General features: G+C 49.5%; 26 protein-coding genes. 1 reads left to right on the top strand and 25 read right to left on the bottom strand.

The window, feature by feature from the left end; all coding sequences use genetic code 11:
• Positions 1-90: 90 nt before the first annotated feature.
• From ffh to MHI30_RS08660, 15 genes are all read right to left on the bottom strand, one after another.
• Positions 91-1,431 carry a signal recognition particle protein gene (ffh, locus tag MHI30_RS08730; RefSeq protein ID WP_020451368.1) on the bottom strand — a complete coding sequence of 447 codons (1,341 nt, stop codon included), beginning with the start codon at positions 1,429-1,431 and terminating at the stop codon, positions 91-93.
• A 15-nt stretch (positions 1,432-1,446) separates the two neighbouring features.
• Entirely contained in the window at positions 1,447-1,770 is a 324-nt protein-coding gene (locus MHI30_RS08725) for a putative DNA-binding protein (RefSeq protein ID WP_043925936.1), read from the bottom strand.
• Between the two features lie 133 nt (positions 1,771-1,903).
• A complete protein-coding gene (gene ftsY, locus MHI30_RS08720) occupies positions 1,904-2,890 on the bottom strand; it encodes a signal recognition particle-docking protein FtsY (protein WP_065644117.1) in 987 nt (328 codons plus the stop codon).
• A gap of 16 nt (positions 2,891-2,906) precedes the next feature.
• Positions 2,907-6,467 (bottom strand): chromosome segregation protein SMC, encoded by a 3,561-nt coding sequence (gene smc, locus MHI30_RS08715; RefSeq protein ID WP_075752861.1) that lies wholly within the window; start codon positions 6,465-6,467, stop codon positions 2,907-2,909.
• Between the two features lie 99 nt (positions 6,468-6,566).
• Entirely contained in the window at positions 6,567-7,316 is a 750-nt protein-coding gene (gene rnc / locus MHI30_RS08710) for a ribonuclease III (protein ID WP_075752863.1), read from the bottom strand.
• Between the two features lie 141 nt (positions 7,317-7,457).
• Positions 7,458-7,691 carry an acyl carrier protein gene (gene acpP / locus MHI30_RS08705; RefSeq protein ID WP_003181706.1) on the bottom strand — a complete coding sequence of 78 codons (234 nt, stop codon included), beginning with the start codon at positions 7,689-7,691 and terminating at the stop codon, positions 7,458-7,460.
• Between the two features lie 76 nt (positions 7,692-7,767).
• Complete coding sequence (gene fabG / locus MHI30_RS08700; RefSeq protein ID WP_023857217.1) at positions 7,768-8,511, bottom strand: 3-oxoacyl-[acyl-carrier-protein] reductase; 744 nt, start codon at positions 8,509-8,511, stop codon at positions 7,768-7,770.
• On the bottom strand, positions 8,498-9,457 hold the full coding sequence (gene fabD, locus MHI30_RS08695) for an ACP S-malonyltransferase (RefSeq protein ID WP_075752865.1): 960 nt from the start codon (positions 9,455-9,457) through the stop codon (positions 8,498-8,500). Before fabD ends, fabG begins: the two co-directional genes overlap by 14 nt.
• Positions 9,458-9,474: 17 nt before the next feature.
• Positions 9,475-10,467, bottom strand: coding sequence for a phosphate acyltransferase PlsX (gene plsX / locus MHI30_RS08690; protein ID WP_003181700.1), 993 nt, complete (start codon positions 10,465-10,467; stop codon positions 9,475-9,477).
• A gap of 17 nt (positions 10,468-10,484) precedes the next feature.
• Positions 10,485-11,051: a transcription factor FapR gene (fapR, locus tag MHI30_RS08685; RefSeq protein ID WP_020451360.1), complete on the bottom strand. Its 567-nt coding sequence runs from the start codon at positions 11,049-11,051 to the stop codon at positions 10,485-10,487.
• A gap of 117 nt (positions 11,052-11,168) precedes the next feature.
• Positions 11,169-13,217 carry an ATP-dependent DNA helicase RecG gene (gene recG, locus MHI30_RS08680; protein ID WP_342410002.1) on the bottom strand — a complete coding sequence of 683 codons (2,049 nt, stop codon included), beginning with the start codon at positions 13,215-13,217 and terminating at the stop codon, positions 11,169-11,171.
• Complete coding sequence (gene sdaAA / locus MHI30_RS08675) at positions 13,195-14,097, bottom strand: L-serine ammonia-lyase, iron-sulfur-dependent, subunit alpha (RefSeq protein ID WP_075752866.1); 903 nt, start codon at positions 14,095-14,097, stop codon at positions 13,195-13,197. The genes recG and sdaAA overlap by 23 nt, the downstream gene beginning before the upstream one ends.
• 17 nt (positions 14,098-14,114) lie before the next feature.
• Positions 14,115-14,777: an L-serine ammonia-lyase, iron-sulfur-dependent subunit beta gene (gene sdaAB, locus MHI30_RS08670; protein ID WP_020451357.1), complete on the bottom strand. Its 663-nt coding sequence runs from the start codon at positions 14,775-14,777 to the stop codon at positions 14,115-14,117.
• Positions 14,778-14,956: 179 nt separating this feature from the next.
• Entirely contained in the window at positions 14,957-16,630 is a 1,674-nt protein-coding gene (locus MHI30_RS08665) for a DAK2 domain-containing protein (protein ID WP_075752868.1), read from the bottom strand.
• A gap of 17 nt (positions 16,631-16,647) precedes the next feature.
• Entirely contained in the window at positions 16,648-17,010 is a 363-nt protein-coding gene (locus MHI30_RS08660) for an Asp23/Gls24 family envelope stress response protein (protein ID WP_003181687.1), read from the bottom strand.
• Positions 17,011-17,296: 286 nt separating this feature from the next.
• On the opposite strand from MHI30_RS08660, the gene rpmB reads away from it, so the two are divergent.
• Complete coding sequence (gene rpmB, locus MHI30_RS08655; protein WP_003181685.1) at positions 17,297-17,485, top strand: 50S ribosomal protein L28; 189 nt, start codon at positions 17,297-17,299, stop codon at positions 17,483-17,485.
• Between the two features lie 118 nt (positions 17,486-17,603).
• On the opposite strand, the gene spoVM is transcribed toward rpmB, so the two are convergent.
• The 10 genes from spoVM to def all read right to left on the bottom strand — a co-directional run bounded on the left by spoVM (position 17,604) and on the right by def (position 26,644).
• The gene (spoVM, locus tag MHI30_RS08650) at positions 17,604-17,684 is read right to left on the bottom strand and encodes a stage V sporulation protein SpoVM (RefSeq protein ID WP_003221545.1); all 81 of its coding nucleotides are present in this window, start codon (positions 17,682-17,684) and stop codon (positions 17,604-17,606) included.
• 85 nt (positions 17,685-17,769) lie between these two features.
• Positions 17,770-18,414 (bottom strand): thiamine diphosphokinase, encoded by a 645-nt coding sequence (locus tag MHI30_RS08645; protein WP_075752870.1) that lies wholly within the window; start codon positions 18,412-18,414, stop codon positions 17,770-17,772.
• 75 nt (positions 18,415-18,489) lie between these two features.
• Complete coding sequence (gene rpe, locus MHI30_RS08640) at positions 18,490-19,146, bottom strand: ribulose-phosphate 3-epimerase (protein ID WP_075752872.1); 657 nt, start codon at positions 19,144-19,146, stop codon at positions 18,490-18,492.
• A gap of 3 nt (positions 19,147-19,149) precedes the next feature.
• Positions 19,150-20,034 carry a ribosome small subunit-dependent GTPase A gene (gene rsgA / locus MHI30_RS08635; protein WP_075752874.1) on the bottom strand — a complete coding sequence of 295 codons (885 nt, stop codon included), beginning with the start codon at positions 20,032-20,034 and terminating at the stop codon, positions 19,150-19,152.
• Between the two features lie 12 nt (positions 20,035-20,046).
• A complete protein-coding gene (gene pknB / locus MHI30_RS08630) occupies positions 20,047-22,020 on the bottom strand; it encodes a Stk1 family PASTA domain-containing Ser/Thr kinase (RefSeq protein WP_075752876.1) in 1,974 nt (657 codons plus the stop codon).
• Positions 22,014-22,778 (bottom strand): Stp1/IreP family PP2C-type Ser/Thr phosphatase, encoded by a 765-nt coding sequence (locus tag MHI30_RS08625; RefSeq protein WP_075752878.1) that lies wholly within the window; start codon positions 22,776-22,778, stop codon positions 22,014-22,016. Before MHI30_RS08625 ends, pknB begins: the two co-directional genes overlap by 7 nt.
• Before the next feature lie 7 nt (positions 22,779-22,785).
• Complete coding sequence (rlmN, locus tag MHI30_RS08620; RefSeq protein ID WP_095290536.1) at positions 22,786-23,874, bottom strand: 23S rRNA (adenine(2503)-C(2))-methyltransferase RlmN; 1,089 nt, start codon at positions 23,872-23,874, stop codon at positions 22,786-22,788.
• Entirely contained in the window at positions 23,871-25,217 is a 1,347-nt protein-coding gene (gene rsmB / locus MHI30_RS08615; RefSeq protein WP_075752880.1) for a 16S rRNA (cytosine(967)-C(5))-methyltransferase RsmB, read from the bottom strand. Before rsmB ends, rlmN begins: the two co-directional genes overlap by 4 nt.
• Complete coding sequence (gene fmt, locus MHI30_RS08610; RefSeq protein ID WP_075752882.1) at positions 25,207-26,157, bottom strand: methionyl-tRNA formyltransferase; 951 nt, start codon at positions 26,155-26,157, stop codon at positions 25,207-25,209. Before fmt ends, rsmB begins: the two co-directional genes overlap by 11 nt.
• Before the next feature lie 4 nt (positions 26,158-26,161).
• Positions 26,162-26,644, bottom strand: a complete 483-nt coding sequence (gene def / locus MHI30_RS08605; RefSeq protein WP_009328532.1) for a peptide deformylase — start codon at positions 26,642-26,644, stop codon at positions 26,162-26,164.
• Between the last annotated feature and the right edge of the window lie 17 nt (positions 26,645-26,661).

Here is a 26,661-nt window from a genome sequence, read left to right as displayed (position 1 = left end):
AAAATATTTCAACAAGATAGTATATTAACAATGATAAAAGTGTTTGTAAAGTGTTTTTTCTTAACAACGTTTTTATCATCTGAAAACAGGTTACATGAAGGGGAGTTTAAACCCTTTTTTCTTGCCTTTTGTCATGTTTGTCATCTGTTTCATCATTTTTTTCATTTCTTCAAATTGCTTTAAAAGACGGTTCACTTCCTGTACGGATGTCCCGCTTCCTTTCGCAATCCGTTTGCGCCTGCTTGCATTGATGATCTCAGGCTGCTCTTTTTCCTTCCCGGTCATCGACTTGATGATGGCTTCGATATGGCTGAGCTGTTTTTCATCAACCTTAACGTTTTTTAAGCCTTTCATTTTGCCTGCGCCGGGCATCATTTGAATCAGATCTTCAAGCGGCCCCATATTGCGGACCTGTCCGAGCTGTTCCAAAAAGTCGTCGAGCGTAAAGCTCATATTTTTCATTTTTTGCTCGAGTTCTTTCGCCTTTTCTTCGTCTACGTTGGCCTGGGCTTTCTCGATAAGGGTGAGCACATCGCCCATTCCGAGAATTCGCGAGGCCATCCGTTCGGGATGAAACGGCTCCAGCGCATCAAGCTTTTCGCCCATTCCGGCAAATTTGATCGGCGTGTTTGTCACGGCGCGGATCGACAAGGCCGCCCCGCCTCTTGTATCACCGTCAAGCTTCGTCAGAATGACACCCGTCACACCGAGCTGTTCGTTGAAGCTTTTGGCAACATTGACCGCGTCTTGACCCGTCATGGAATCAACGACAAGGAAAATCTCTTCCGGCTGAGCTGTTTCTTTTACCTGCTCAAGCTCATCCATCAGGTCTTCATCAATGTGAAGACGCCCCGCCGTATCGATCAGAACGTAGTCATGATGATCTTCTTTCGCCTTTTCGATGGCCTGCTTGGCAATCTCCACCGGACTGACCTTGTCACCCAGCGAAAATACGGGCATATCGAGCTGCTTGCCGAGCGTTTCCAGCTGTTTGATCGCCGCCGGGCGGTAGATGTCTGCTGCCACGAGCAGCGGATTGCGGTTATGTTTTTTGCGAAGCAGGTTGGCAAGCTTTCCGGTCGACGTCGTTTTACCGGCCCCTTGCAGACCGACCATCATGATAACGGTCGGCGGACGCTTTGCAGCGGCAATCTTGCTTTCCTCGCCGCCCATCAGCTCCGTCAGCTCTTCTTTTACAACTTTAATGACCTGCTGTCCGGGCGTCAGGCTTTTCATGACGTCTTGTCCGACAGCTCGTTCGCTTACCTTTTTCACAAAATCTTTCACGACTTTAAAATTGACGTCCGCTTCAAGGAGTGCTAAACGGACTTCGCGCATCATGTCTTTGACGTCTTGCTCCGTTACTTTTCCTTTTCCGCGGATTTTTGAGATCGTTTGCTGCAGTCGGTCGGCTAATCCTTCGAATGCCATATTAAGTGCCGCCTCCTAATCTAATTTCTCAAGCGCGTCGATCAGGGATTCCGCTTCGGGCTGACCGTCAGTCAGCTTTCTCAGCTCTTCAAAAATCTTCTTGCGCTCTTGAAATTTTTTAAACAAAAGTAGCTTTTCTTCATATTGCTCAAGCATGGCTTCGGTTCGTTTGATATTGTCATAGACCGCCTGCCTTGAGACATGATATTCTTCAGCTATTTCGCCAAGGGAGAAATCGTCTAAGTAGTAAAGCGACATGTAGCTTTTTTGTTTTGATGTCAACAACGACTGATAGAAATCGAATAAGTAATTCATTCTCGTTGTTTTTTCAAGCGTCATGAGACTCTCCCCTTTGTTAAGTCAAATCCCTTTACGATACATTAGTTTACGCTGAAATATTTGATCTGTCAAGTTTTTATCTTGTCATACATAACGGCGAAAAAGAAAACCCCGGCGAAGGGGTTTTCCGCGCCTACTCTTCTTTCTCGATCAGATCGGAAAACAGGCCGTATACATATGACTCTGCTTCAAACGGCTGCAGGTCATCCATTTTTTCTCCCAGTCCGACAAACTTGACCGGAATCTGGAGCTCGTGGCGGATGGCGAGGACGATGCCGCCTTTTGCCGTTCCGTCGAGCTTCGTCAGCACGATGCCGGAGACATCAGTCGCTTTGGAAAATTCGCGCGCCTGTGTCATCGCGTTCTGTCCTGTCGTCGCGTCCAGTACGAGCAGCACTTCATGAGGTGCATCAGGCACTTCGCGCTGAATCACGCGCTTTACCTTTTCGAGTTCTTTCATTAAATTCACTTTATTTTGGAGACGGCCTGCCGTGTCGCAAAGCAGGACATCGGCGCCGCGCGCTTTCGCGGCTTGAACGGCGTCATAGATAACGGCCGCAGGATCCGAGCCTTCCGCCTGTTTGACGACATGCGCGCCGACGCGCTCTCCCCACACTTCAAGCTGATCGATCGCGCCGGCTCTGAATGTATCTCCGGCAGCAAGGACGACATTTTTGCCTTCTTTGATGAATTGATGGGCAAGCTTGCCGATCGTCGTCGTTTTGCCGACGCCGTTGACGCCGACGAATAAAATGATGTTTAAGCGGCCGTCTTCGACGCGGAGCTCTGCTGCTTCCTGCTCCCCGCCTTCATAGATTTCGACGAGCTTTTCAGAAATGACGGACTGAACCTCTTTCGGGTCCTGAATATTTCTTCGTTTGACCTCGCTTTTCAGTTCGTCAATCAGCTCCATCACCGTTGCAACGCCGACATCAGCGCTGATCAGAACCTCTTCAAGCTCTTCAAAAAAATCCTCGTCCACTTTCCGGTAGCGGGAGACAAGCTCATTGACCCGCTCCTGAAACGTATTTCTCGTTTTCGCCAGGCCTTCTTTAAATTTGCCTGAAACCGAATCGGTCTGCTGTGTGATTTTTTCTTTCAGTTTTTTAAAAAAGCTCATGTCCTGTAACCTCGCTTTATTGAACTAGTTCTTTTGTTTCTTCAAGCTTGACTGAGACCAGCTTGGAAACGCCTGATTCCTGCATCGTCACGCCGTAAAGAACATCGGCTTCTTCCATCGTTCCTTTGCGGTGGGTGATGACGATAAACTGGGTTTCATGGCTGTATTTTTTCAAGTATTGGGCAAAGCGGAACACGTTCGCTTCGTCAAGCGCCGCCTCGACTTCATCCAGCACGCAGAACGGAACCGGTCTGACTTTGAGGATCGAAAACAGGAGCGCGATCGCCGTCAAGGCCCGTTCCCCGCCGGAAAGCAGGCTCAGGTTCTGCAGCTTTTTGCCCGGAGGCTGAGCGATAATATCGACGCCCGATTGGAGCAGGTCATTCGGATCTGTCAGCTTGAGTTCGGCTCTTCCGCCGCCGAACAGCGCCCGGAAGACGTCTTCGAAATGAGAACTGATCTGTGCAAATGTTTCCGCAAAACGCTTCGTCATTTCCTCATCCATTTCCTCGATAACCTTAAAGAGCGTATTTTTCGCTTCGAGCAGGTCGTCTTTCTGCTCCGAGAGGAAGAGGTAGCGTTCATTGACCCTTTCGAATTCCTCTATGCTGCCGAGGTTTACCGTTCCCAGCTCTTCGATTGCAAGCTTGATCAGCTTGACGCGCTTTCTCGCTTCTTCAGGGGAAAGCTCCAAAGGATATTTTTCCCTCGCCCCTTCAAATGAAAGTCCATACTCTTCCCGCAGGAAAGAGAGCAGGTTGTCGAGTTCGACTTCCATGCGGCCGAGCTTGACTTCTTCGTCTTTTAATAGGCCTGCCATCTGCTTATACTGGCGCTTCATTTCTTTCAGTTCCAGCTCTTCGGTTTCAAGGCCTTTTTGCAGTTTCATCCGCTGCTCTCTTCTTGATGCGATCAGCTCTGCGGTTTTATTTTTGTCGTTCAGCTTCTTTTTCGCAGCTTCTTCAAGTTTTTCCTCGCCGGAAGTATTCGAGGACATTTCTGTCGTCAAGAAAGAGAGATCCTCTTCGGCAATCTTGAGCGCTTCCGCATTCTCGGCATACTCTTCTTCAAGTCTTGCGAGCTTTTCCCGTTCATTTGCACACGACTGTTCGGTTTTCGCCAGCACCACTTTCAAATCGGTCAGCTCGCTTTGCAGCGCTTCTTTCGTCGAGGTCTGCGTCTGCTTTCGCTCCGTCATGGCTTCGATTTCGGAATCGAGGCGCTTCAGCCCGCCGGCGATCGATGTGAGCTTTTCTTCAAGCTCTTTTTTACGCCGTTTCCTGTCTTCGTCCCCTTCCAGCAGAGCCGATTTTTCCTGGTCGTAGAGCTCCAAATGGCTGTTGACGTTTTTCTCGGCGATTTCGAGTTCGTACAGACGCCCTTTGATTTCCTGCTGCTCGGTTCTTAAGCGTTCCCCGTCCTCGCGGAGTGACTGAAGTTTGGCATCAAGCTCTTGCATCGTCTGCTTCAGGGCTTTCACTTCTTTTTCGAGCAATTCGGTTTTCTCTTCCATCTCGGCGAGACGTTTTGTCTGGGCTTCCAGCTCCCTGTTGCGTCCCAGAAGCGAGCTGCTTTTTTTCTTAACGGCTCCTCCCGTCATTGAACCGCCCGGATTGACGACATCCCCTTCAAGGGTGACGATCCGGTATCTGTGGCCGAGCCGTTTGGCAAGATCGTTGGCGCCTTTTAAATGCTCGGTGATCAGCACGGTGCCAAGCAAGTTTTGCACAACGGTCCGGTAGGCCGGATCAAACGAAACAAGCTCGCTGGCGATGCCGATGAACGACGGATTTTCTTTCGCCGCTTCGATGTCTCGCGACTGGATGCGGCGCTCTTTGATGACGGACAGCGGGAGAAAGGTCGCCCTTCCGAACGAATGCTTTTTCAAATATTGAATCGCCCGTCTGGCAGCGTCTTCATCGTCTGTGACAACATGTTGGGCCGTTGCGCCGAGCGCGATTTCAATCGCTGTTTCATACCGCTCGTCCGTCTTTAACAGCTCTGCAATCGCGCCGCGAATGCCCGGAAGCTCGCTCTTGGCCTTTAATACTTCTTTGACGCCTTGATAAAACCCTGAGAAGTCCTCCTGCATCGCTTCAAGCATTTCTTTTTTGGAGCGCGCCTGCTGAACGTATTGATAAGCCTGGTAAAGGGCGGATTCCTTTTTCTCATACTGGCTTTTTTTCTGTTCATAGCTTTTTTGCGCGTCCCTGAATGCTTGAATCTGGCTGTGAAGGCGCTCGTCGACGAGGCTGAATTCGTGTTCGGTTTTCATCTTTCGGTCGGCGATTTCCTTCCGCTCGCTTAAATATTTTTCATTGTTTTGCGCGAGCCGTTTTTGCTGCGCCGCGGATTGGGACATTTGGTCTTCAAGAAATTGAAGCTCGTTCCGGACGGATGCCTGTTCGTTCAAGAGTTCGAAATAATCGCTTTTCAGCTGTTCGATTTCTTCTTCTACATTTTCGCTGTATCCGGAGAGAGCCTGATTCTTTTCTTTCACCTTTCGGGCAAGCTCTTTTGCTTCGGCCTCGAGCTTTTCAAACACAAGCTTCTGCGCGGCGATTTTTTCTTTCAGGCTGCACTCTTTTTCACTGCGCTGGACGAGCGCTTCTTCAAGCTGAGCTCTGTTTTGCGTCGCGTTTTTTTTGCGTTCCTTCAGCACTTCTTTCCGGCCTTCGAGCTTCTCCAGTTCCTCGCTTGTCAAAAGCAGCACTTGCTGAAGCTCATCGACCGATTCGTCGAGCGCTTGAATTTTGTCTCTTGCCTCTTCGATTTTGGCTTCCTTTGCCTGGATGGCCGCAGACGAGGACATTTCTTCGTCTTTCGCCTTTTCGACTTTTTGCTGAAGGGCTTCCCATTTTCCGTGAAACTCTTCGATATCATACGCCGTTAACGCGATTTCGATTTTTTCAAGCTCATCCTTTTTTTCAAGGTAGTCTTTGGCGATCGACGCCTGCACTTTCAGCGGCTCCACCTGCCCCTCGAGCTCGTGGAGGATGTCTTCGACCCGGTTCAAATTGTCCTGTGTCTCAAACAGCTTGTTTTCGGCTTTTTTCTTTCTCGTTTTATATTTTAATACGCCGGCCGCTTCTTCAAAGATGCTTCTCCGCTCTTCAGCCTTGCTGCTTAAAATCTCTTCGACTTTGCCTTGGCTGATGATGGAAAACGCTTCTTTTCCAAGCCCCGAATCCATAAAAAGATCGATGATATCTTTCAGGCGGCACGGCTGGTTGTTGATGAGAAATTCGCTTTCCCCCGATCTGTAGACTCTTCTCGTCACACTGACTTCGTGAAAATCGATCGGCAAAAAGCGGTCGTCATTGTCAAGCGTCAGCGTCACTTCGGCAAGATTCAGCTTTTTCCGCGAATCGCTGCCGGCAAAAATGATGTCTTCCATTTTGCCGCCTCTGAGCGATTTTGCGGACTGTTCACCGAGCACCCAGCGGATCGCGTCGGTAATGTTGCTTTTTCCGCTGCCGTTCGGACCGACGACAGCTGTCACGCCTTTTACAAAATCTACAGAAATTCGTTCTGCAAACGATTTAAATCCTATCACGTCTAAACGTTTGAGGAACATGGTGATCCTCCTTATGTATTAAAGTATTACAATTCTATCATAACCCCATCGAAAAGGCTTAAAATACATTGAAATCCCCCTGAGTTTTGCAAGGGGGATTTATTGTTTCATATGGTGTTTTTGCAGCTTCGCGAGCGCTTCTTGAGCGGCATGCTGTTCTGCTTCTTTTTTGGAACGGCCGCTTCCCACCCCAAGTACTTCTCCTTTTAGCGATACGTTTGCTTCAAATTCGCGGTTGTGCGCCGGTCCTTTTTCCTGAAGGATTTTATACTCCAGAATACCTCGTCCGTCGCGCTGTACAAATTCCTGCAGCTGGCTTTTAAAATCCATCACATGAGAAAAAGCACCATCGTCGATTTTAGGGAAAACGTACGCTTTCAGAAAGGCCACGACAGCTTCGAGCCCCTGATCCAGATAGAGCGCACCGATAAAAGCTTCAAACACATCGGCTAAAAGCGCCGGACGCTTTCTTCCTCCAGTCATTTCCTCTCCTTTTCCCAATAGAACTAGCTCTCCGAAAGAAAGCTCGTGGGCCAGGGAAACCAAAGAAGGCTCACATACGATCGCCGCTCTCAATTTCGTCAAATCACCCTCGCTCATCGCCGGGTATTTGGCGTATAAAAATTGAGAAATCGTCAGTTCCAAAACGGCGTCTCCTAAAAATTCAAGCCTCTCATTATCTTCATATGGCTTCTTTCGATGCTCATTCACATAAGATGAATGTGTAAATGCTTGATATAAAAGCTTCTCGTTTTGAAATTGAACCGAAATCCGCTCCTGAAACTTTTTAAACTGCTCCGCTTTCTTTTGAAACATTTTTTTGTCTCTGAAATGTGAATGTTTTGACATAGCAACCTCCATATGGGCACATCAAGTTCACCTCACCTCCTATGAAAAGGCAGGTTCGTGTATCATTGGGCAAAACATTAAAATTAAAGCCGCATTTATAAAGGGATAAAGCCCCGTCTTTAAACGGGACTTTAAAAGAGCTTACTGCTTACTATTTATGTAGTTCACAGCGTCACCGACTGTTGCAATCTTTTCAGCATCTTCGTCAGAAATCTCCATATCAAACTCGTCTTCAAGTTCCATGACAAGCTCAACTACATCAAGGGAATCAGCGCCTAAATCCTCTTTAAAAGAAGCTTCAAGAGTGACGTCGGCTTCATCCACGCCGAGGCGGTCTACGATGATTTTTGTTACACGCTCTAATGCGTCTGCCATAGCTATTCACCTCCCCTCAAGTATTATAGTTGATTCGTTTTTAAAAAACCAGAGATAATTCAATTTTTGATTTCGTTTAAACCATAGCCATTCCGCCGTTGATGTTCAGCGTCTGGCCGGTCATGTAGCTCGCATGGTCAGATGCGAGGAAAACAACGGCGCTGCTGATGTCAGACGGATCGCCGAACCGTGCAAGCGGAATCTGCTTCAGCATTTCGTCTTGAATGTCTTTTGTCAGCTTGTCCGTCATTTCCGTCGAAATAAACCCCGGAGCGATTGCATTAACGGTGATGTTTCTAGACGCAAGCTCTTTCGCCAGCGTTTTCGTCAAGCCGATCACGCCTGATTTAGCCGCGACATAGTTGGCCTGTCCGGCGTTACCGACGACGCCTACAACCGAGGTGATGTTGATGATCCGGCCGCTTCTTTGTTTCATCATCTGTCTTGTCACGGCTTTTGAACAATTGAACACACCTTTTAAGTTTATGTTAATGACGTCGTCCCATTCATCTTCTTTCATTCTCATGAACAGATTGTCTTTTGTAATGCCCGCATTGTTGACAAGGATGTCAAGCGTGCCGAAGCGTCCGACCGCTTCCTTCATCATCGCCTGAACCTCATCCGCATTTGAAACGTCCGCTTTAAAAGCAAACGCATCGCGGCCGAGCGCTTTGATTTCGTCTACGACTTCGTTCGCTTTCGCTTCATTTCCCGCGTAGTTGACGACGACATTCGCTCCGTTTTTCGCCAGGTCCAGGGCGATCGCGCGGCCGATCCCTCTTGAGGCTCCTGTAACAACGGCTGTTTTATTTTCCAGCATTTTCGTTTTCCTCCTTCAACGTTTGAACGGCAAGTTCAATTGTGTTCGGGTCTGACACAGCAATCGTTTTGACTCTGCGGTTCACTTTCTTCACAAGCCCTGACAAAACCTTACCGGGACCGATTTCGATGAACGTCGTCACGCCTTCGTCAATCAGGCGGCTGATTGTTTCTTCAAATCGCACAGGGGAATACAGCTGTTCAATCAGTTTATTCTTAATGTCGTCTTTATCCGTTACAAAGTCGGCTGTTACGTTGGAGACGACCGGAATGGCTGCATCTTTGATCTTGCACGCATCAAGAACTTCACGAAGCTTATCAGCTGCCGGCTTCATCAGTTCGGAATGGAACGGCCCGCTGACTTCAAGAGGGATCGCGCGTTTTGCGCCCTTTTCTTTGGCAAGCTCTGAAGCGAGCTCGACGCCTTTAGCTGTTCCCGAGATGACGATCTGTCCGGGGCAGTTCAAATTGGCGAGCTGAACAAGGTTTCCTTCTTCAGAAATTTTGTCCGTCACTTCTTTCAGCGCCTGGCTGTCCATGCCGAGAATGGCCGCCATCGCGCCTTCTCCTGCCGGCACGGCTTCATTCATGAATTCGCCGCGCTTTCTGACGGCATAAACCGCGTCTTTAAACGACAAGGCGCCGGCAGCTACCAATGCGCTGTACTCGCCGAGGCTGTGCCCTGCCGCATAGTCGGCTTTAATGCCGTATTCCTTCAGTTTTTGAAGCGCTGCTGTGCTCGCCGTTAAAAGGCTTGGCTGCGCGTTGTATGTAAGCGTCAGTTCCTTTGCATCCCCTTCAAACATGAGGCTGCTCAGTTTTGTTTCAAGCGTTTGATCCGCTTCTTCAAAAATCTTCTTTGCATTCGGTTCTTTTTTATACAATTCGTGTCCCATGCCGATATGCTGCGAACCTTGGCCCGGGAATAGAAAAGCAATCTTGCCCATATGTTAAAACCTCCAGACTATTCATCTGCTTTTTGTTGAATTTTTTCTTCGATAAATGCTGCGACATTTTGGCTGACCATCTCTCTGGCCTGGCGGATCGCGTGATAAACGGCGCGTCCGTCAGATGATCCGTGCGCTTTGATGACGGGCGCCTTTAAGCCGAACAATCCGGCTCCGCCGTATTCAGAGTAATCCATTTTCGTTTTCATTTCTTTCAGCTTCGGCTTCAGCGCAGAGGCAGCGAGCTTCGCCGTGAAGCTCGAAGTCAGCGTCGTTCTCAGCATTTTAAAAATGGACAGCGCCGCACCCTCGACCGTTTTCAAGGCAACGTTACCGGTAAAGCCGTCTGTCACGATGACATCAGCGACTCCGTCCAGCATGTCGCGCGCTTCCACATTGCCGATGAAGTTCAAATCGGTTTCCTTTAATTTTTGAAAGGTCTGCTTGGCAAGCTCATTTCCTTTTTTGTCTTCAGTTCCGACGTTTAAAAGTCCGATGCGCGGATTTTTGACGCCCAGCACCTGTTCTCCGTAAACAGATCCCATAATGGCGTATTGAACGAGATGTTCGGGCTTGGCGTCCACATTCGCTCCGACATCAAGAAGGAGAAAGCCGTCTCCGGAGACAGTCGGCAATGTCGGCGCCAACGCAGGCCTTTCAATCCCTTCAATCCGGCCGACGATAAAGAGCCCGGCCGTCATAAGCGCTCCGGTGTTTCCGGCGGAAATGCAGGCATCCGCCCTGCCTTCTGCGACTTCCCCGGCCATCAGAACCATCGATGAATTCTTCTTTCTTCTGACGGCTCTGACTGGTTCGTCTGTCGCCTCGATGACTTCTTCCGCGTGTTTAACAGTGATCCGCCCGTGTTCCGTTAAATGGGCGGCTATTTTTTCCCGGTCGCCGATCAGCGTGATCTCGAGGTCTTCGAAATCTTCGACCGCTTTCATCACGCCTTCAATAACCGCTTTGGGAGCATTGTCTCCTCCCATGGCATCTACAGCAATTTTCATGACTTACGCGCCACCTTCTATGATTGTTTTGAACGATACATGACAAATTCGCCTGAAAACACAGGCTCTTCGGCAACATAGCTGTTCACTTCAACAACCGTTCTGCCTTTATCTTTATCAAGCTTTACGACTTTCGCTTTTGCAACGACCCGTTCGCCTTGCTTGACCTGCCTGGTAAAGCGGATGTCCGCTTTGGCCGTCAATGCGAGCTCATCGTCGATAAGGGCGACGGCGAGCGAGTTGGCCTGGGCAAACAAATGGTGCCCCCTGGCGATTTGATTTCGGCTGAACACGTGCTCCGTTCTGATCTCCAGAATGGAAATCGCATGCTCATCCAGCTCCAAATCAATGATCTCGCCAATGACCTCGTCGAGCGGGAGAGACTTGACTTCATCTTCAAGAGATTTCTCGGCAACACTTTTGATTCTTTCTCTCAGTTCAGGTATGGAAAGTTCCAAACGGTCCAAGCGAATCGTCTGAATGCTGACGTTAAATTTCTCCGCTAACTCCTCGTCCGTAATAAACGGGGTCGTACGAATCGTCTGCTGCAGCAATTCTTGGCGTTCTCTCTTACTTTTTCTCATGTTTTTAAACACCATCCGCGCAATTATGACTAGGTACTAATAGTAGTATATAATTTCATAGATTGGAATGCAATCTTTCTTTACCCGCCGACGATAAATTTTCACAGGACTTCCAGGTCAGCTCAGCTTTTCTCCGTCCATCACCCCGCTGTTTTGCAAGTGTTCCCGCAGGCTTTCATATTCGGCATCCGTCCAGAACGCCTTTGAAGAGACAAGTTCTGCAGCGTCTTTTCTTGCCGTTTCCAGCGCGCGGTAGTCGTGAACCATGTCAGCGACTTTAAACTCCGGCATCCCGCTCTGTTTTTTGCCGAAGAAGTCCCCGGGTCCTCTCAGTTCAAGGTCCTTTTCAGAAAGCTCAAAGCCGTCGGTCGTCTCAGACATGATGCTCATGCGCTCTTTGCCCGTTTCAGATTTCGGGTCTGCCATCAGGATGCAATACGACTGGTGGTCGCCCCGCCCGACCCGACCGCGAAGCTGGTGCAGCTGAGAAAGTCCGAACCGGTCGGCATCATAGATCAGCATGACCGTCGCATTCGGAACGTTTACTCCGACTTCAACGACGGTTGTGGAAACGAGAATCTGGCATTCGTTTTTGCTGAACTGCCTCATCACCTGTTCTTTCTCGTCATTTGACAGCTTTCCGTGCATGAGGCCGATCTGCCACCTTCCTCTGAAAGCATGGGTCAGCATGCTGTGCACATCGATCGCGTTTTGAACGTCAAGCTTGTCCGATTCTTCAATCAAGGGACAAATCACATACGCCTGTCTGCCTTTTTTCAGTTCTTTTTCGATAAACGCGAGAATCCGTTCGAGCATGTCGTGCTTCACCCAATAAGTCTCGATCCGCTTTCGCCCAGCCGGCATTTCATCGATGACGGACACATCCATTTCCCCGAAAACCGTGATCGCCAGTGTTCTCGGAATCGGCGTCGCCGTCATAAACAAGACATCGGGATCTTTCCCTTTGCTTCTCAGTTTTTTTCTTTGCTCGACGCCGAAGCGGTGCTGTTCATCGGTGATCACGAGTCCGAGCTGTTTAAAGTGGACATCGTCCTGAATAAGGGCGTGCGTCCCCACCAAAATATCAATTTCTCCTTCTTTTAATCTTTCTAAAAGCTCTCTTCTCCTTTTCCCTTTCACAGAGCTTGTTAAAAGCGCAACATTGACATCGTGCTGCTCAAAGAGGGATACCAATGAATCGGCGTGCTGTTCCGCCAGTATTTCGGTCGGCACCATCATCGCTCCCTGGAATCCTGAAAGCAGCGAGGCGTATAACGCAATCGCGGCGACGGCCGTTTTGCCTGAACCGACGTCTCCTTGCAAAAGCCGATTCATTTTATACCCTGAAGCCATGTCCTTTAATATGTCGTCGAGCGCTTTCGCCTGCGCGTTTGTCAAAGGAAACGGAAGGCTTTTGACAAACGAATTGACGTCTTCCGGCCGAAAGGTGTGGCTGATTCCGTCGGACGCTTCCCGCTCGAACTTCCGCAAAGCCTGCATTTTCAGCTGAAACAGTAAAAATTCTTCATATACAAAGCGGCGCCGTGCATGTTTTAAAGCTTCCCTCGACTCGGGCTTGTGCATCGCCTTCACCGCCTCCTGGTAAGACAGAAGTTTATAGGCGGTCCGAAGCTTTTCCGGAAGGGGATCTTCGGCGAACGGCAAATGGCTGCGGACGGCTTCCTGAATCAATTTTCTCATCGTCTTTACGGTGATGTTTTCTTTGACGGAGTAAACGGGTTCAATCGACTGGTCACCTTGGTGCGGCCCGTTTTTCAGCTCCTGCACCATCACGGATTGTCTGTGCTTGTCCCATTTTCCGGTTACGGTAACTATCGAGCCGATCGCAAGCTTTTTTTTCAAATAAGGCCTGTTAAAACAAACCGCTGTGATCAAATAGTTTCCGACCAATAGCCGGAGCGTGAGGCGGCTCCGCTTTTTCCCGTAATAGGCAAGAGAAGGCTCGCTGTGAACCTTCCCTTCCACCGTCACTCGTTCGTCGTGTGCCACTTCTTCCAAATCGCGCAATTCATAATCGTCATATCGGTACGGGAAGTAGTTTAAAAGATCAAGAACCGTATAGATTCCGAGCTCATTTAACGTTTTTTCCGTTTCCGTCCCGACGCCTTTTATAACAGATATACTAAGTTGCAGATTGTGTTCCACGTGCAGCTGACGCTCCTCCGAATATTTTTTTCTCCAATTCTTTGCCCGTCGGTGTTGCGGCAAGACCGCCCCGGCCTGTTTCCCTCAGTGCCGTCGGCATCGTCTGCCCGATTTTGTACATCGCATCGATCACTTCATCGCATGGAATGCGGCTTGTAATGCCGGCAAGCGCCATATCAGCCGCGACCATCGCGTTGGCTGCGCCCATCGCGTTCCGCTTCACACACGGCACCTCAACGAGCCCTGCGACAGGATCGCAGACTAGACCGAGTACGTTTTTTAAAGCGATCGCCATTGCTTCGGCGCACTGTTCAGGGGTTCCGCCCGCCATTTCGACGATGGCGGCAGCCGCCATGCCCGAGGCCGAGCCGACTTCAGCCTGACAGCCTCCCGCGGCTCCCGAAATGCTCGCATTGTTGGCAACGACGAATCCGAACGCTCCCGATGTAAATAAAAAGCGGACCATCTGCTCTTTCGTCGGCTGAAGTTTCTCTTTTACCGCAAAAAGCGTCCCCGGGACAACGCCGGCCGATCCCGCAGTCGGCGTTGCGCAAATCGTTCCCATCGCTGCGTTGACTTCATTTGTCGCAACCGCTTTGCTGACAGCGTCAAGGATGACATCCCCTGACAGCCCTTTGCCCGATTTGAGGTAGGCTTGAAGCTTAACGGCGTCTCCCCCCGTCAATCCGGAGTGCGACACGACGCCTTCAACACCTTTTTGCACAGCATCTTCCATCACGGCCAAGTTGGCTTCCATCTGCTCGAATATTTCTTCCCGCGTCCGGCCTGACACCTCGATCTCCTGCGCGATCATGATTTCAGAGATGGACACGTTTTTTTCTTTTGTCAGCTGAATTAATTCTTTAACATTTCGAAACATATCGTCTCACCCTCCTTTTAGTCAGCGATCTGGGTCACCTCAATGATGTTCGGCAGCGCTCTCAATTCTTCAAAAACAGCCGGATCGATCGTTTGATCGACCTCAATCGTCATGAGCGCTTCCTGGCCGACGTCTTTCCGAGCCACTTCCATATGGCCGATGTTGATTGCGAACTTTGCAAGCACATTGGCTACGCCTGCAATCGTTCCGTAGCGGTCGTTATGGACGACTAAAATAGCGGGGTGATTTCCCGACAATCTGAGCTCAAAGCCGTTCAGCTCAATGATTTCGATTTTCCCTCCGCCGATTGAGATGCCTGCGAGTTCAAGGGAGCCTTCATCATCAGAGATGAGGATGCGGGCTGTATTGGGATGCGTTGGAACAGCTTCTTCTTCCCGGAACTCGATGGCGATTCCCTTTTCTTCGGCTAGGCGGATCGAATCTTTGATTCTTTCATCAAATGTATCAAAATCCAAAAGGCCGCCGATGATCGCAACATCTGTTCCATGTCCTTTATACGTCTCGGCAAAAGAACCGTACAATGACACAACGATTTGTTTCGGCTCCCTCCCAAACACGCTTCTGGCGACTCTGCCGATTCTGGCCGCGCCGGCCGTATGAGAACTTGACGGACCGATCATGACGGGCCCGATAATATCAAACACACTTCTGTACTTCATCCTTATCCCCCTTTTACACACAGATTCCCCCGCTGTACGGAGGAAAAAAAGCCGTTTTTTTTAGACTAATCGATCATTCCCGAATTGGCAAGCAGACAACGCCCGAGCGGGCTGATGCTTTAAAAAAAGCCAAAAGAAGAGAAGGGCTTTTATCAACATGCCCTTCTGCCTTTAATCCTTTATTCAACAGCCAGAATGTAGGAATACAGCGGCTGTTTACCGTCGTGCACTTCTACTTCAACGTCTTCGTACGTCTCGCTGATGAAGGCTGCGAGTTCTTCGGCCTCTTCTTCCGGCGCGTCTTCCCCTTTGATCACAGTGACGATTTCACTGTCTTCATCGATCATGCCTGCGAGCAGCTTTTTCGCTGCTGTTAACTGGTCAGATGCCGTCTCAACGATTTTCCCGTTTAAGATGCCCATAAAATCGCCTTTTTTAATATCGATGCCGTCAATGTTTGTGTCTCTGACCGCATAGGTGATTTGTCCGCTTTTCACCTCGCCGATCGCACCGAGCATAGCGGCTTCATTCTCGTCCGCTCCAAGGGCCGGGTTGAATGCGAGGAGCGCGGCCATCCCTTGAGGAACGGTCTTCGTCGGGATGACAATCACATCTTGTCCGGCAACATCCGCGGCCTGGTTCGCCGCCATGACAATGTTTGAATTATTCGGCAGGATCACGACCGTGTCCGCATTGGCGTCTTTGATCGCCTGAACGATGTCTTCCGTGCTCGGATTCATCGTCTGGCCGCCTTCTATGACCTTTGTGGCGCCGATGCTTTCGAAAAGCTCGGCAATTCCTTCTCCCATAGCAACTGTGACGATGCCGTACGGCTGTTTTTCTGCCGGCGCTTTTTCAGCCGGTGCAGCTGTCTCCTGTTTGTTCTGACTGAGAATCGCGCTGTGCTGTTCTCTCATATTTTCGATTTTCATGTTGATGAGGCTGCCGTATTTTTGCGCATAAGTCATGACTTCCCCCGGATATTCGGCGTGGATGTGCACCTTGGCGATATTTTCGTCTGAGACGACGAGCAGCGAATCACCGAAGCCGCTTAAATCCTGGCGGAACGCATCTTCATTAAAGTTTCTTTTGCCGCTGTCGAGCTTCACCATAAACTCCGTGCAATAGCCGAATTCGATGTCTTCTGTGTTCATGTGGCTTTGAGCGTTTTTATGGTGCTCCGCGCTGACAAGATCATCCAATGACGGAAGAGCGGCCGCTTTTTCAGAAAGCTTTTCTCCCTTTAAAGAAGCGAGAAACCCTTCATACACGTAAAGAAGCCCTTTTCCGCCGCTGTCGACCACACCGACTTCCTTTAAAACCGGAAGCAGCTCAGGCGTGCGCTCCAATGAAGCCTCCGCTTCATTCACGACGGCTTCCATCACCTTGATGATATCGGTTTCAGTTTGAGCGGTGAGCACTGCTTTTTTTGCCGCATCTTTGGCAACCGTCAAGATCGTGCCTTCGACAGGCTTCATGACGGCCTTGTAGGCGGTGTCCACTCCGGCCTGGAACGCGGCGGCAAATTCTTTCGCGTTAATTTCCGATTTCTGTTCAATCGATTTGCCAAAACCTCTGAACAGCTGGGATAAAATGACACCCGAGTTTCCCCGCGCTCCCATCAGAAGCCCCCTTGACAGGCTTTGTGCCACTTTGCCGATATTAGCGGCATCGATCTGCTCCACTTCTTTTGCACCGGATGTCATCGACAGATTCATGTTCGTTCCTGTATCTCCGTCCGGAACCGGAAATACATTTAACGCATCAACTACATTTGCGTTTTGGGACAGATGGCGTGCGCCGTACAGAACCATTTCTGCAAAAGCTTTTCCATCCAGATTTCGTATAGACACTCTTGTTTTCCTCCTAACTACGGGTTCGTCACTCGTACTCCTTGAACGTAAATATTTACGGAATCTACTGCAAGACCTACTGTATGGTCGAGCGTATATTTGACTTTTGTTTGAACATTATGTGCCACTTCTGAAATTTTTGTTCCGTAGCTGACAATGATGTACATGTCAATATGAATACGATCTTCTTCCTGGCGGACGATGACGCCTCTTGCAAAGTTTTCTTTTCTGAGGATTTCAGTCAGTCCGTCTTTAATTTGGTTCTTGGATGCCATACCTACGATCCCGTAGCAGTCGATCGCTGCGCCTCCTGCAACCATGGCGACCACTTCGTTTGATATATCAATCTGTCCGTATTTTGTTCGGAATTCAATGGACACGTTGGTTCCTCCTTTTCGAGTCTCGCTTTTGACCTCTGGTTATCATCATTCTACTATAAGGACCTTCTTTTTAAAAGAACAGGCAGGCTTCTCTCCAAACCTAACCCTACTTATACTACAGCGCGTTCATTTTTTCAAGATGTCAAGGAATTTTTCTTGAAAGCAGAGTAATCAATAGTTGCAAACGGTTTTTAGCTGTGGTAAATTATTAAAGTATCTGAAGCATCACAGGTGATCAACTGATAAAGAATGATGATGTTTTTTTTGATAGTTAGGAGGGAAACAAATGGCACGTAAATGCGTTATTACAGGCAGAAAATCACGTTCTGGCAACTCTCGTTCTCACGCGATGAACGCTTCTAAACGCACATGGGGCGCTAACGTTCAAAAAGTGCGCATCCTTGTGAACGGCAAGCCTAAAAAAGTATATGTATCTGCTCGAGCTTTGAAATCTGGAAAAGTTGAGCGTGTATAAGAAAAAATAAACGCCTGCCAAGAGCGACTGTACGCTTTAGGCAGGCGTTTTTTCGTTCTTTTGCCATCCGGGGAGAGCCCTTTGACCCGCTCCGCAAAAAAAGCGCACCCGGCGCTTCTTAGTCTTTGCGAAACGAGCCAAGCATCGCCCGGACGATTCCCCCTAAAAACTTCGGTAATTTAATGGTGTAAAATTTCATTCCCTTCCCTCCTCAAAGAGTCCGCAACCGCACCCACCTTCAACATCGGATCCCAAACACAGAGCGAGCGGAAGCGCCAGGATATTTAATCAGTGCTTCTTATCATTATTAATATGCCTTCAGAAAACGAAAAAGCACCTTGTGAATGGATGAGTTCGTTACTAATACATAGTGTCGAACCGAGAGCAATATGACACTTATTTAAAGAATACTTAAATCCTTCGAGGGAAAGGTTTTTTACCGTCTCCGTAAACGGCAGGAATGAAATATACGGTTTTGTTTGATCATGCATGACGATGTAGGAACCTGGGGGGTGCATGCTGATCGTATTTTGGCGGTCGATCATGACGGTCTTGACGTTTTGCTTCATCGCGGTATAAAGAAGGTGCAGATTCCCGAGAAAATGGTCTGCTCTGCCTCCCGAAATGCCGAACATTCTGATGATTGAAGGCCGCTGTCCGACGGCCCAGCTCAACGCAAGATCCAAATCCGTCTGATCTTTTTCCGCCTGGTAAATATGGAGGCGGGGAGCGGCCTTTTCAATGGCTTTTTTTTGCTCGTCTGTGATGCTGTCAAAATCCCCGAACGCTTCATCAGGCACGATCCCCGCTTTCAAAAGGGTGACAGCGCCTCTGTCAACCCCGACCCAAAGCGCATCCCCGTCCTGATACTGCAGCAAGTCGGGAATCAGATGATCGGGACCTCCCGCTACAATATTGATCGTTTTCATCGCATTGTCCTTTCTGTGAACGCCCTAAAAAAAGAGCGCAGCTTGAGAAAGCCGGCTCTTTTTCATCGGGAAACCTTACCCAAGCGCACCTTTTATATCGGAAATGGCTTTTTTCCGGTCTTTTTCGTTATAAACGGCAGAGCCCGCAACAAGCAGATTTGCCCCTGCTTCGATACACTGTCTTGCCGTCATTTTGTTGACGCCGCCGTCCACTTCAATCAGCAGGTGGGCGAGCCCTTTTTGCTCGGCCATCTCCTTGACCTGCCTGATTTTCGGCAGAACTGAGGAAATAAATGACTGTCCGCCGAAGCCCGGATTCACTGTCATCAATAGTACGAGATCGAGGTCTTCAAGCACATGCTCGATCTGCTGCACAGGGGTATGCGGATTCAAGACGACACCCGCTTTCACTCCTTGCTCTTTGATGAGCTGGATCGTCCTGTGAAGGTGCGGGCACGCTTCAACATGGACGGACAAAATATCGGCGCCCGCTTTTGCAAAAGCAGGTATATAGCGGTCAGGCGCTTCAATCATTAAATGAACGTCGAGCGGAAGTTCAGTGATCGGTCGGACGGCTTCCACTACAAGCGGCCCGATGGTCAGATTGGGAACGAAATGGCCGTCCATCACATCGATGTGGATGAAATCGGCGCCGCCTTGTTCAACATCCCGAATCTCTTCCCCTAGACGGGCAAAATCGGCTGAAAGAATCGAAGGAGCAACATATACCATATCTTAATACCTCGGCTTTCTATCTTTGATCTCTGTTAAAAATTCAACATAATGGTCGTAGCGATACTGGGCGATTTCGCCGTTTTCCACGGCGCGTTTGACGGCGCAGTTCGGCTCTTTCATATGCAGGCACCCGCGGAACTTGCATTCGGCGCTTTTTTCGCCGATTTCCAAAAACGCAGACCCTAAATCTTCAGCTTCAATACCGGCAAACTCAAGCGAGCTGAAGCCCGGGGTGTCCGCGACGAGGCCGCCGTTTATATCGATCAGCTCGACATGGCGGGTCGTATGCTTTCCCCTTCCCAAGTGGGCGGAAATCCCGGCGGTTTTCAGTTCAAGGTCGGGGCTGATCGCATTTAAAAGCGAAGACTTGCCCACGCCGGACTGGCCGGCGAATACGGTGATTTTATCTTGAAAATGGGAGACGATGTCTTCGATGCCGCTTCCGTTTTTCATCGATGTCAGATAGACGCTGTACCCGATGTTCCGGTAGTCTTCGGCATATTGGTGAATCCGCTCTTTGAGTGCGTCATCATCCACGAGGTCCATTTTCGTAATGCAGATGATCGGCCTGATGTCACCCGCCTCAACCAGCACTAAAAAACGATCCAATAGCGACGTGCTGAATGTCGGCTCCTTTGCAGAAAACACGAGAACCGCCTGATCCACGTTGCTGATCGGAGGTCTGACCAATTCATTGAATCTGTCTTTAATCTCGAGAATGTAGCCTTCTTTATCGTTATCGGCCTGGTAGACGACATCGTCGCCGACGAGAGGGGTGATCTTATTTTTTCTGAAAACCCCTCTTCCCCTGCACTGAATGATCTGATCGCCATCCAAAACATAGTAAAATCCGCTTAATGCTTTAATGATTTTGCCCTCAGGCATATCGCACCTCCCTTATTCATCCTCAGGATATTCAATCGTTTTTGACCTGACCACTTTATCGTTGATCGTTACTTGATAATACCCTTTTTGCCCGGGCGCAATCCTGAATTTGATCGTCCGCTCTGCCGGCGCCGTGATTTTAAAATTTTCATAGACGTCGGAAATGCTGTGTTCTTCATCATCGATCGAAATTTGGACGTTTTGTTCTTCGCCCTCCGCTCCCGGTTCATAAGGGATATCAATTTTCTCGGTCACCGTTTTGACGGGTTTTTTCTCAGGTCCGAGCGAAAACGTAACCTCGACTTTGTCTCCCGGCTTGACGGATGCCCCCGCCCCCGGCTTTTGTTTGATGACCTGACCTTCCGGCACATCTTCAGAATGCGCCTCTTTTTCGACAAGGACAAGCTGATGGTCGTCCAAATAGCCCGAAGCCGCCTGTTTGCTGTATGTTTTTAAATCCCTTAAAGTAATGGCTTCCGGACCGAGGCTGACCGTTAATTTGATCTCGTCGTCGGCGGCAACGATTTCGGTGCCGGCTGCAGGGTCCTGTTCGATGATGGTGCCTGCTTCTTCTTCATGGTGCACTTCTTCTGTCTTGATGTTTTTAAAGCCTTTTTGCTCGAGAATCTTTTTGGCGGCGTTGACTTTCTGGCCGACCACATCATCCACTTCTGTTTTCTCTTTACCTGAGCTTTTATAAAGCTTGACAGTTGAGCCTTCCTTTACAATATCGCCGGCTGCAGGGTCCGTTTTCACGATCAGCCCTTCTTCAATTTTATCGTCGGCAATGTCTTCAGCATTCGGATCAACTTCAAACCCTTCGTCTTCAAGCTTGACGACGGCTTCTTCATACTCGAGGCCGGCTACGTCGGGAACGGCTACGTCTTTTGGAATAAAGAGAGACGGAAACACCGTTAAAGCCAAGACGGCTGACACAGCGAGAACGAAAAACACCGTCAGCAATATAAGCGGCCATTTCTTTCTTTTTTTCTTCTTGTTTGCTTTTGCCTGCTTCTTCTTTTCTTTTTTTGATAACGGAGCCGCTTCCGCTTCTCCGTCGCCGGACTTGTGGCCGCTCTCGTCTTCCGGCAGGTTTTTGATGATCGGAACAGCTTTCGTCATCTCATCATCAGATGGAATCGTGAATCGCTTTTCGTTGAGCCTGTCCGGGTCGAAAGCCGTTTTTAAATCGGATTCCATCTCTTCGGCCGCTTCATAGCGGTGGAATGGATCTTTTGCCATCGCTTTCAGGACGATGTTTTCTATGCTTTGCGGCACGGCCGGGTTCCACCTTTTTACCGACGGCGTTTCTGATTGCAGATGCTTCAGCGCGATGCTGACCGCCGATTCTCCTTCAAACGGCATACGCGCCGTCAGCAGCTCGAAAAGCACGATGCCGAGCGAGTAGATATCGGATTTTTTCGTAGACAATCCGCCTCTCGCCTGTTCGGGCGACAAATAATGGACAGAGCCCAAAACCGAGTTGGTGTGCGTGATGGTCGTCGAGCTGAGCGCCATGGCGATGCCGAAATCGGTCACTTTAATGTGGCCCATATGGTCGATCAAAATGTTGTGGGGCTTAATATCCCGGTGAATAATCTGGTTATCATGGGCGTGTGCGATGGCGGATACGATCTGCTCCATGATTTGGACCGCTTCTTTCGGATGAAGCGGGCCTGTTCGGTTTATGTATTCTTTCAGGGTCATCCCCTCGACGTACTCCATCACGATATAATAGATGTCATCTTCTTCTCCGACATCGTAAATGCTGACGATATTCGGGTGGTCGAGGCTTGCAGCGGACTGCGCTTCCCTTCTGAACCGCCTGATAAAATCGGCATCGTGAACGAAGTCAAACCGCAGCACTTTTATCGCGACTTCACGGTCGAGGATGATGTCCAGCGCTAAATAAACGTTCGCCATCCCCCCGCCGCCGATGGCGCGCAGGATTTCGTAACGTCCGCTGATCCGTCTGCCGATTAACACTTGTTTTCACCTTCTTCTATTTGAGAAGGAAGTTCCAATAGCGCGACGGTGATATTGTCTTCGCCGCCGTTGTCATTGGCCAGCTGAACGAGCTGTTCCGCTTTCTCCTCCGCAGAAGAAAGAGCTGTGAGCATATCCTTCAGTGACTCATCATCTACTTTATTCGTCAGCCCGTCAGAGCATAATAGAACTTGATCGCCCGGTTCGATTTCAAAAGTATGGGCTTCAACCTTCACTTCCGGATCTGTGCCGAGCGCTTTTGTCAGCACGTTCTTCCGCGGATGGTGTTCGGCATCCTCCTTCGAAATCCCCCCTGTCCGCACGAGTTCATTGACAAGCGAGTGATCTTCCGTCAGCTGTATGAAATGGCCGCCTTGCAGGAGATAGCAGCGGCTGTCTCCGATATGGGCGACCGTCAGCGTTTTTCCCGTGTATAAAGCGCAGACAACCGTTGTTCCCATTCCCTGACACTCTTCATGCGCCCTCGCATGGTCGAAAAGTTTTTGGTTGACGGCTGAAATCTGCTCTTTCAGCCACGCTTCGCATTCAGCCGGCGAAGCCGGGACTTCTTCGGTTTCCTCCCAGATATCCCGAAGGGCTGAGACGGCCATCCTGCTGGCGACATCGCCGGCCAGATGACCTCCCATTCCATCGCAGACAACAGCTAAAACCAGTCCGTTTTTTTCTGTGAAAATGCCGGCATCGTCTTCATTGTGCTGGCGTATTTTTCCCCTGTCCGTTTTTAAGGCTGTTTTCAACCTTGATTCACCTCGTCTCTTCCTGGCGCTCCTTTGCACGAAGCTGTCCGCAGGCAGCGTCAATATCATGGCCTTGCTCTCTTCTGATCGTGACATTTACTCCATGAGACTTTAATGTTTTTTCAAAGGCGAAAATCTGTTCTTTCGGTGTTCTGACATAGTCTCGTTCAGGTACATAGTTGACCGGAATCAAGTTGACGTGGCATTTGATTCCTTTTAGCAATTCAGCCAGCTCTTCCGCGTGTTCAACCTGATCGTTGACACCGCCGAAAAGCCCGTATTCAAACGTAACCCTTCTGCCGGTTTTCTTAATGTAGTAATCGACCGCTTTCATCAGCTCCGGCAGCTTGTAGGCTCTGTTGATCGGCATCAGCCGGCTTCTGATTTCAGTGTTCGGCGCGTGCAGGGAAATCGCAAAGTTGATCTGCAGCTTCTCATCTGCAAACTCATAGATTTTCGGAATGATCCCGCTCGTTGATACGGTGATATGGCGCGCCCCGATATTCAGCCCTTTATCATGGTTGACGATTTTCAGGAATGCAAGCATTTCCTGAAAATTATCGAACGGCTCGCCGATTCCCATAATGACGATTGAACTGACGCGTTCATCTGTTTCATCAAGCGCCTGCTGCACTTTGACAACCTGGGCGACGATCTCTCCGGCTTCCAGGTTCCGCTTTAAGCCGCCGAGGGTCGACGCGCAAAACGTACAGCCGATTCGGCAGCCCACCTGTGTCGTTACACAAACAGAATTGCCATATTCGTGCCGCATTAATACGGTTTCGATCGTGTAGCCGTCATGAAGCTCGAATAAAAACTTCATCGTTCCATCTTGTGAAGTCTGCTTGACGGCCGTTTTCAGCGTCGTTAATACGAAATGCTCGTTCAGCTTTGTCCGCAGCTCTTTTGAAAGGTTTGTCATCTTTTCAAATGACGTGACTCTCTTTTCGTAAAGCCATTCGAATATTTGCGCGGCGCGGAAAGGTTTTTCGCCGTTTTCCGAAAGCCAGCTTTTCAGTTCTTCTATTTCAAAAGAATAGATGGACGGTCGTTCTGTCCGCAATTCTTTTCTTACTTTTTGTTTCGATTCCATTATTGTGATCCCTTCTTTCTCATGCTGCAAATAAAGAAGCCGTCCGTTCCAAAGTAGTGGGGAAGGATTTGAATGCTTCCATCCTTGACATACGGCGCCGCTTTTTCGGGCAGCCGCTCGGCGAGGGTAGGGTCTGCTTCAAATTCGTCGTGTTCTTTCAAAAAAGCATGCATGACTTGTTCATTTTCGGTTGGGTCCATTGTGCATGTGCTGTAGACCAATGTCCCGCCTGTTTTCAATAAAGGTGCGATTTCGTTTAAAATCGCCAGCTGAATCCCGGCGAGACGCACGCTGTCTTCGGGCGTTTTGCTGTATTTGAGATCCGGTTTTCTGCGGATGACACCGAAGCCCGAACACGGAGCGTCGACAAGAATCCGGTCAAACTGCTCCGGTTCGAAGGCTTCGCCGGCTTTTCTGGCATCCAGCGCCCTTGCTTCAATGTTGGAAAGCCCGATCCGGCCTGCAGCTTCTTTGATCAGCTTTACTTTATGCTGATGAAGGTCAAGGGAAACGATCTTTCCCGTATCTTCGAGCAGTTCGCCGATATGAGTGGATTTTCCTCCCGGCGCTGCGCAGGCGTCCAGCACCGTTTCACCCGGTTCAGGACCGAGGGCTCTCGCTACCAGCATTGAGCTTTCATCTTGTATGGTGACTTCGCCTTCTTTGAAAAAAGGAGTGGATGCAATCGTTCCTTTTTGCAGTTTGACAGCATCTTCGGACAAGTCGCCTTCTTCCGCCTCAATCCCCGCTTCATTCAGGCGGGAAAGAAGCGTATCCCGGTCGTGTTTCAGCCTGTTGACGCGGATCGTCTGCTTCGGCGGGATCATGTGAATCCGGCAGATTTGTTCTGCCGCTTCGAACCCGTAGGCATCCGTCCATTCCCTGACAAGCCATTCCGGATGGCTTGTCTCAACCGCTAGGCGTTCAACCGGGTCGGATATATCAGAAAAAGAAGGCACGCCTTCCCTCTGAACGGAGCGCAGAACGCCGTTAACAAATGAAGAAATTCCTTTATGCCCGCGTTTTTTAGCGATTTCAACTGCTTCAAAAAGGGCGGCCCGGTCAGGGATTTTCTCCAGGTATTCCATCTGGTACAGCGACATTCTCAACAGATGGATGACCCAGTCTTTCACCTTTTCCGGCTTTTTAATAAACGGCTTCAGCATATAATCGAGCGCCAGCTTGTTTTGAAGGGTGCCGTAAACGAGTTCTGTCAAAAGGCCTCTGTCTTTGTCGCTTAAATCGTTCGCTTTCATGACAGACTGAAGCAAAAGATTGCTGTATGCCTGATTCTGGTCAAGCTTAATCAGTGCATCAAGCGCGACTTCCCTCACATTATTTTTCATCGTTTTGACCCAATTTCATTCCGGCTTGAAGACCCGCGCCCCTGACAAAATCTTCGGCCTTCATTCTTTTTTTGCCCGCAGGCTGCACTTCCGTTAATTTTAACGCGGTGTCATTTCCGGTAGCGACGACAATGCCGTCTTTTTCAACGGAGACGACCTCTCCCGGCTCTGCCTGTTTTAAGGCTTCGCATTTTTTCGCAGCCCATACTTTCAGCGTCTGGCCGTTTAAAACCGTGTATGCGACAGGCCAAGGATTCAAGCCCCTGACTTGGTTGTACAGGACTTCGCCGGTCTTTGACCAGTCGATCAGTTCCTGTTCGCGTTTAATGTTCGGTGCGTATGTCGCTTCCCGTTCATCCTGTTTTTCAGGGGTTGCCGAACCGTCAATGACTTTCGGAACCGTTTCGGAAAGAAGCTCAGCCCCGGCCTTGCTCAGCTTGTCGTGGAGCGTGCCGACATTATCGGTTTCTTCGATGTCAACTTCAACTTTGGCAAGCATATCGCCTGCATCCAATTTTTCGACCATGTACATGATCGTCACGCCAGTTTTCTCTTTGCCTTCCAGAATGGCGTAATGGATCGGGGCTCCTCCGCGCAGCTCGGGCAGAAGAGAGGCATGGACATTGATACAGCCGTATTTCGGATAATCGAGGAGCTTTTTCGGCAGGATCTGCCCGAATGCCGCCGTTACAATTAGATCGGGTTCAAGCGCCAAAATCCTGTCCGTCTCCGCTTCTTCCCTCACTTTTTCAGGCTGGAGCACGGGAATGCCGCGGCGCAGCGCTTCCTCCTTGACAGGCGGAGGGGTCATCACTTTTTTTCTGCCTTTCGGGCGGTCAGGCTGGGTGACGACACCCACCACCTCATAGCCGTCATCAATCAATGTACTGAGCACCGGGACGGAAAAATCCGGCGTTCCCATAAAAACGATCCTTGTCATCCAATCATCCTTCCATTTCCTCAAGTTCTTCCGCATCATAATAGCGTGTTACTTTTGATGTGAATAAAATACCGTCCAAATGGTCGATTTCATGCAGCAGCGCCCGCGCCAAAAAGCCTTCAGCTTCAATCGTGAACGGTTTTCCGCGGCGGTCGAACGCCTTGACCTTTACATAATCCGAACGCTTCACTTCACCGTATAGATCGGGAAAGCTCAAACAGCCTTCAGGACCCGTTTGTTCACCGCTCTCTTCGATGACCTCCGGGTTGACCAGTTCAATTCTGCCCGTGTCATCGCCGATATCGACAACTGCCGCTCTTTTTGAAACGCCGATTTGCGGGGCGGCAAGTCCGACTCCGTCCAGCTCAAGCATCGTATCATACATATTGTCGAGCAGTTTCTTTAATGATTTATCAAAAGACGCAACGGGTTCGGCAGGGGTTTCAAGAACCTCCGCCGGATACGTTACGATCGGTTTTACTGCCAATCTAGAAGCCCTCCATC

The organism is Bacillus sp. FSL L8-0528 (assembly GCF_038593085.1).
Lineage (GTDB): Bacteria > Bacillota > Bacilli > Bacillales > Bacillaceae > Bacillus > Bacillus paralicheniformis.
This window is presented reverse-complemented; position numbering and strand designations above follow the sequence as displayed.